At 63.5% G+C, this 6,247-nt stretch carries 8 protein-coding genes; 4 read left to right on the forward strand and 4 right to left on the reverse strand.

Annotated elements, in window-relative coordinates:
- The coding region (locus tag QZY06_RS11405; RefSeq protein ID WP_295684283.1) for an imidazoleglycerol-phosphate dehydratase at positions 1–427 on the reverse strand (427 nt) is incomplete at its 3' end.
- A gap of 244 nt (positions 428–671) precedes the next feature.
- On the opposite strand from QZY06_RS11405, the gene QZY06_RS11410 reads away from it, so the two are divergent.
- The gene (locus QZY06_RS11410) at positions 672–1,010 is read left to right on the forward strand and encodes a hypothetical protein (protein WP_295684285.1); all 339 of its coding nucleotides are present in this window, start codon (positions 672–674) and stop codon (positions 1,008–1,010) included.
- A gap of 2 nt (positions 1,011–1,012) precedes the next feature.
- A complete protein-coding gene (locus tag QZY06_RS11415; RefSeq protein ID WP_295684287.1) occupies positions 1,013–1,762 on the forward strand; it encodes an SDR family NAD(P)-dependent oxidoreductase in 750 nt (249 codons plus the stop codon).
- Positions 1,763–1,766: 4 nt separating this feature from the next.
- Here QZY06_RS11415 and QZY06_RS11420 read toward each other — a convergent pair whose 3' ends face one another.
- Positions 1,767–2,105, reverse strand: coding sequence for a hypothetical protein (locus tag QZY06_RS11420; RefSeq protein ID WP_295684289.1), 339 nt, complete (start codon positions 2,103–2,105; stop codon positions 1,767–1,769).
- 153 nt (positions 2,106–2,258) lie between these two features.
- Here QZY06_RS11420 and QZY06_RS11425 point away from each other — a divergent pair, with 153 nt between their 5' ends.
- Both QZY06_RS11425 and QZY06_RS11430 read left to right on the forward strand, forming a co-directional pair.
- The gene (locus QZY06_RS11425; protein ID WP_295684291.1) at positions 2,259–2,741 is read left to right on the forward strand and encodes a peptidylprolyl isomerase; all 483 of its coding nucleotides are present in this window, start codon (positions 2,259–2,261) and stop codon (positions 2,739–2,741) included.
- A gap of 139 nt (positions 2,742–2,880) precedes the next feature.
- On the forward strand, positions 2,881–3,705 hold the full coding sequence (locus QZY06_RS11430; protein WP_295684294.1) for a methyltransferase: 825 nt from the start codon (positions 2,881–2,883) through the stop codon (positions 3,703–3,705).
- Positions 3,706–3,709: 4 nt separating this feature from the next.
- On the opposite strand, the gene QZY06_RS11435 is transcribed toward QZY06_RS11430, so the two are convergent.
- Positions 3,710–5,683 (reverse strand): S9 family peptidase, encoded by a 1,974-nt coding sequence (locus QZY06_RS11435; RefSeq protein WP_295684296.1) that lies wholly within the window; start codon positions 5,681–5,683, stop codon positions 3,710–3,712.
- A 142-nt stretch (positions 5,684–5,825) separates the two neighbouring features.
- A partial coding sequence (locus QZY06_RS11440; protein ID WP_295684299.1) for a vitamin B12 dependent-methionine synthase activation domain-containing protein occupies positions 5,826–6,247 on the reverse strand: 422 nt, incomplete at its 5' end.

The following is a 6,247-nucleotide window of genomic DNA, read 5'->3' on the forward strand; positions in this document are numbered from 1 at the left end:
AGCCCTGGAAGAACTCGCGGAACAGATCGACATCGAACTCGCCGATCCGCGCCCGCGGGAACTCGACGAACCATTCCAGGCCCGGACGGCCGGAGCAGTCGAGCACGACTCTCGACAGCGCTTCATCGAGCGGCACATAGGCATGGCCGTAGCGAACGATGCCGCGCTTGTCGCCGATCGCCTTGTCGAAGGCCTGGCCGAGACAGATGCCGATGTCTTCGACGGTGTGGTGATGGTCGATGTGGACATCGCCCTTGGCTTCGACGATGAGATCGATCAACCCATGGCGTGCGACTTGTTCGAGCATGTGCTCGAGAAAGTGGATGCCGGTATCGAACTGGATCTTGCCGGAACCGTCGAGATTGATCTCGACGCCGATCTGGGTCTCGCGGGTATCGCGGCGAACACTGGCAACGCGGGCAGACATCGTCAAAACCATCACGGGAAAAGGCGCAAAAGGATACACCCCGACGACGAAGGCGTGCCATTGATCACAAAACCGGACGTCCGAGCGGGTGAAAGGCGGGCCTCACGCAAAGACGCCACGACGCCAATAACAACAAAAAATGAAGAAGGCTTTTTCTTTACTTTGCGTCTTCGCGCCTTTGCGTGAGGCTGACTTTGCCCTCGCTCCGTGTTGTGATCGCCCGCTGCCCCTCCGGAGTTGTCCGATGAAGATGCCGAAACTGGTCCCCGCCTTCGCGCTGCTGGCGCTCGCCGGCTGCACGCAGGAAACCCAGAACCAGATCAGCCGCAGCATCCAGAACTGGACCGGCACCAACGGCGTGCTCGAGATTTACGCCGGCGACAAGGTCATGCGCCGCTTCATCGGCATCGACAAGCTGACCACTGCCAGCGGCACGGGCACCGGCGAAGTCCGCGCCTATCGCTACGGCTATGGCGTGCTCGACGAAAACCTGAATTTCCAGAAGGACCCGGACGAGAAGAAGGTCTATTTCGAGATCAGCGATTACTCGACCAACTACCTGTTCTTCGAGAACCCACATTAGTCATGAACCAGCACGCACTGGTGATTGGCGGTAGCAGCGGCATTGGCCTGGCGCTGGTCGAAGCCTTGCTCGCCGATCCGCAGTGGGCCTGCGTGACCGCAGCTTCGCGCTCGGCCGTCGAGACACCCGCGCTGTCTGCGCTGAAGACCGAACACGGCGAACGTCTGCAAAGCCTCGCGCTTGATGTCGGCAGCGAGGCGAGCATCGAACAGGCCGCGATCGCGTTGCGCGCCCGTCATCCGGCGCTGCACCTGTTGATCAACACCGCCGGCCTGCTGCACGGCGAAGGCCTGTCACCGGAGCGCCGATTGGCGGACGTGCAGGCGGAGCAACTGCTGCGCAGCTACGCGGTCAACGCTGTCGGACCGATTCTGATCGCCAAACACTTTCAACCGCTGCTGAGCCACGACGCGCGGGCGGTGCTGGCGACGCTGTCAGCCAGAGTCGGCTCGATCGGCGATAACCGCCTAGGTGGCTGGTACGCCTATCGCGCTGCCAAGGCCGCGCAGAATCAGCTGATGCGCACCGCCGCCATCGAATTGGCGCGCCGCGCGCCCCAGCTGATCTGCGTATCGCTGCATCCGGGAACGGTGGAAACCGAGTTATCGGCGCCGTTTCGCGGCAATGTCGCGGCGGACAAACTGTTCACCCCGGCGTTCGCTGCGGAACGCCTGCTCGCCGTGATCGCCAGCTTGGGCAGGGAATCCAGCGGCCGCTTCTACGCCTGGGACGGCCGCGAGATTCCCTGGTAGCTAGCTAGGCAATCAGCCCGCCGATGATCGCGCCGATCAGGCGCGCGCCGGCATCGAGAAACGCCAGGAACAGGCCGCCGAGACCCGCCAGCACACCGATCGCGACCATGCCGGTCAGCATCGTGCCGAGGGTTGCGAACAGAACACCGACCAGCAGCGACGACACCAGCCAGGCGATCAACGCATTACCGATGCCGCCGGACACCTTGCCGCCCACCAGGCCGCCGATGAAGCCGCCGATGCCCGGCAACCAGAACAGCAGCACCGGGATGACGATCATCCACACGCCGCCCCAGAAGACGCTGCCTCGGTCGCTGTTCAAACCACTGTTCGTTGCGCTCATCGTCCGTCTCCAAACCTGCATGGTCAGTCTTTACATTGCCGGCATTACCGGGGAAATCAAGCCGGCCTTCGAACTTCGGTCATCGCCGCGTCACGACCGGCCAGCCCGATTCCGATACCATCTGCGCTCATTTTTCTTCCACCGGTACCCGTCATGCAGATCGCAGACCGCTGCGTTGCCTACTTCCACTACACGCTGACCAATTCGGCCGGCGAAGTGATCGACTCCTCCGAAGGGCGCGATCCGCTGCCCTATCTGCACGGCAAGGGCAATATCGTGCCGGGCCTGGAAAAGCAGTTGGTCGGCAAGAAAGTGGGCGACAAGCTGAACGTCGTCGTCAGCCCGGAGGAAGGCTACGGCGCGCATAACCCGTCCCTGATCCAGAAAGTGCCGAAGGCTGCGTTCCAGGGCGTCGACAATCTCGAAGCGGGCATGCAGTTCCAGGCCGAGAGCAACATGGGCCCGGTCAGCGTCGTGATCACCGCGATCAACGGCGATGAAGTGACCGTCGACGGTAACCATCCGCTGGCCGGCGAAACCCTGCACTTCGCCGTGGAAATCACCGAAGTGCGCGAAGCCAGCGTCGAAGAAGTGCTGCACGGCCACGTGCACGGCGCCGGTGGTCACCACCACTGAGCCCGTCCTTCGCCCCGCTTGCCGGGGCTGAAGGCTACAACGGCCGGCGCTCCAGATCGGGACGCTGGCCGTTTTGTTGTTGACCGAAGATCCGCGGCAACAGGCACACTCGACGCGTCCATCATCGGGAGTCTGAAAAATGCTTCGAAGCCTGCGCCCCACCTTGCTGCTGCTCGCCCTGCTCGGCAGCCTGCCCGCCGCTCATGCGGCGCCGACGCTCGCCGAGGCCATTGCCAGCCCGCTGCGCACGCCTGACTACGTGCAGCGCGACCGCTACCGCCATCCGCTGGAAACGCTGAGCTTCTTCGGCCTGCGCCCGGACATGACCGTGGTCGAGATCTGGCCGGGCGCCGGCTGGTACACGGAGATCCTGGCGCCCTATCTGCGCGACGCCGGCCAGTACTACGCCGCGACGCCAGCCGCCAGCCTGCCCAACGCCAGCGACGGCACCAAGAAGGGTGTCGCCAGCTTCCGCGACAAGCTCGCCGCCGCGCCGGACGCCTACGACAAGGTGCACATCAGCGAATTCAAGCCGCCGGAGCGGGTCGAGATCGCCCCGCAGAGCACTGCCGATCTGGTGCTGACCTTCCGCAACGTCCACAACTGGATGGCCGCCGAATACGAAGCCGATGCGTTCAAGGCGTTCTACGCGGCGCTGAAGCCGGGCGGCGTGCTCGGCGTCGTCGAACACCGCGCTCCGGCCGGCCAGTCGCGAGAGGAGTCGAAAAAGAACGGCTATGTCACCGAGGCCTACATCAAGGCCCTGGCTTTCGGTGCCGGCTTCGAGTTCGGCGGCTCATCGCCAGTCAACGACAACCCGCGCGATACCAAGGACTACCCGGAAGGCGTCTGGACCTTGCCGCCGGTGCTGCGCCTGAAGGACGTCGATCGCGACAAGTACCTCGCAATCGGCGAATCGGACCGCATGACCTTGAAGTTCGTGAAGCCGAAAGTCTCGCGCTGAGGGATCAGGGGGCTGGCGCCGCGGCCAGCGTGCGATCTAGGAAAGCGATCAGCCGGGTCAGGAACAAGGTGCGGTTCTCCGGCTTGTAGAAGCCGTGGCCTTCGGCTTCGACCGCCAGCCATTCGTGCGGATGATCGGCTTTCTTCAGGGCCTTGCGCAGTTCCTTCGCCTGGTTGAACGGCACCCGCTCATCTTCCTCGCCGTGGACGATGAATACCGGTGTCTTCAATCGATCGATGTAGGACGAAGGCGAGGCGGCGCGCAAGCTTTCGACGGTGTCGCCAATGGATTCATCGATGTAGTTGCGGCCGCTGCGGCGCTCGGAAATATCGGTGTCGGCCTTGAACTTCGGCAGGTCGAATACCCCGGCAAAGCTCACCACGCCGCGGAACAGATCGGGCTCGCGAATACCGCTCATCAGCGCTGCATAGCCGCCATAACTGGCGCCATAGATGCCGATCCTGCCGGGATCGGCATACCCCTGCTCGATGGCCCAGCGGGTGCCGTCGATGATGTCGTCGATCATGGTCGTCGCCCAGCGGCGTTTGCCGGCGTCGACAAACGCGTGGCCATAGCCACCGGAGCCCCGGAAGTTGACCTGCAGCACGGCATACCCTCGCGAGGCGAGGGCCGCTGCATCGGTGTCGAAACTCCAGTCATCCTGGACATGGAACGGACCGCCATGCGGGTTGACGACCATCGGCAGCCGCTTTGCCTCCACCCCACGAGGCAGCGTCAGATAACCGCGGATTCGTTCACCGTCACGGGCCTTGAAGTCGATCGGCCGGCGCTCCGGCATCACCGCCGGGTCCAGCCAGGAGCTACGGCCGACAAGCTGGACCGCCTTGATGGCCTGCGTATCAAATAAATAGAAGCTGCCCGGATTGCGGTCGCTGTCGACCAGCACGATCGCCTTGCTGCCATCGCGGGTTTTTGAACTGATGCGAACCTGCTGGCCGGGAAACGCTTTCAGCAAGACCGCCAGCTTTTCGCGGGAAGGATGGTCGGTGTCGAGCAGACGAACATCTTGGCGGCCGTCCTGGAAGCGAACGGCAATCGGCTCGTTGCCATCGAAAGACGTGACGACATCCAGCAAGTCCGAGCTGCCGTCGCAGGCCAGTACCTTGCGGGCACCGTCGGCGAGCTGCTGTTCGACGAGACAATCGTATCGGCCCCCTTCGTCTGACCTGAGGAACACGCGCCGATTGTCGTTCGACAGGAACATCGGCCGGGTGTTGCTGCCTGCCGCCACCGGCAACTCCGACCAGGCCGGCTGCTCGGGTGTGCGGGAATAGGAATGGGGCCGGTTCTGCTCGTCCGAACCGTTGGCATAGCGCACGAAGCCGTCATCGTCGGCGACGAAGCGCACCGTCCCGCTGATCGGAGCCACCAGCGCCTGATCGAGCATGCCGTTGCGCACACTCATGCGAAACACCGTCATCTTTTCCTTTTCGGCGATGTCGCCAAAATCCTTCACGCTGATCAGGATGTGCTCGGGATCCTTCGGCAGGCTGCGAATTGGATAGCCGAAGGCACGGACGGCCCGCGCAATTCCGGGGCGTGCGCCGGTGGACGTGGAGTTGAAGGGGAGGATGCCGCGAAAGCCGAACAGATACTGCTGCTGGGAGCCATCGACATTGAAGGCAATCATCTCGCCGGTGGCAAAGGGCGCTTCGAGCTCGCCGAAGTTCTCGGCCAGGCTCACCACCAGACGCTCGTCGCTGGCCCACAGATAGCCGTTCGCCAAGCGATCCTCGCCCAGGGTCTGTTTGAGAATCAGCTTGCCCTGCCGCAGATCGAAGATCGCGACGCCACGGCTGTTGCCCAGCGGAATGGTCAAGGCGACGTAATGTCCGTCCGGCGAGATCGAGGCATCGTCAAAGGAATCGTGGCGGGCGAAGTCCGCCAGCGGCACCTCGGCAAACGCCATGGTCAACGGTGCAAACAGCAGCAACAGGACGATCGGCAGACGAGACACCGTCGTTCTCCCAGGTATGGCGGAGACAGCCCGATGCTGTCATTGCGCCGACCACCGCCTGCCGGCAAGCAGAAGCTGTGCCAAGTCTCTGCGCCCCGCCGCCCGTCAGTCTGTCGTTAAACAGTTGCGGGCCCGCCGGGCCTCAGTCCTCGGGCTCGTAAGCCAGATTCGGCGCCAGCCACTTCTCCGCTTCCTGCAGAGTCCAGCCCTTGCGCGCGGCGTAATCGTGGACCTGATCTTTCTGGATGCGGCCGACGATGAAGTACTGCGATTCCGGATTGGCGAAATACCAGCCACTGACCGCCGCCGCCGGCCACATCGCGTAGCTTTCGGTCAGGCTGATGCCGGTATTCGCTTCGGCGTCGAGCAGCTGCCACAAGGTGCCTTTCTCGGTGTGTTCGGGGCAGGCCGGATATCCGGGAGCCGGGCGAATACCACGGTACTTCTCGTCGATCAGTGCTTCGTTCGGCAGCTGCTCGTCCGGCACGTAGCCCCAGAATTCCTTGCGGACTCGCTGATGCAGACGCTCGGCGAAGGCTTCGGCGAGGCGATCGGCCAGGGACT

It is taken from the genome of uncultured Nevskia sp. (assembly GCF_903885465.1).
Taxonomy (GTDB): domain Bacteria; phylum Pseudomonadota; class Gammaproteobacteria; order Nevskiales; family Nevskiaceae; genus Nevskia.

Coding starts and splice junctions, on each gene's coding strand:
- QZY06_RS11410 (WP_295684285.1), top strand. CDS start 672: ATGAAGATGCCGAAACTGGTCCCCGCCTTCGCGCTGCTGGCGCTCGCC.
- QZY06_RS11425 (WP_295684291.1), top strand. CDS start 2,259: ATGCAGATCGCAGACCGCTGCGTTGCCTACTTCCACTACACGCTGACC.
- QZY06_RS11415 (WP_295684287.1), top strand. CDS start 1,013: ATGAACCAGCACGCACTGGTGATTGGCGGTAGCAGCGGCATTGGCCTG.
- QZY06_RS11420 (WP_295684289.1), bottom strand. CDS start 2,105: ATGAGCGCAACGAACAGTGGTTTGAACAGCGACCGAGGCAGCGTCTTC.
- QZY06_RS11430 (WP_295684294.1), top strand. CDS start 2,881: ATGCTTCGAAGCCTGCGCCCCACCTTGCTGCTGCTCGCCCTGCTCGGC.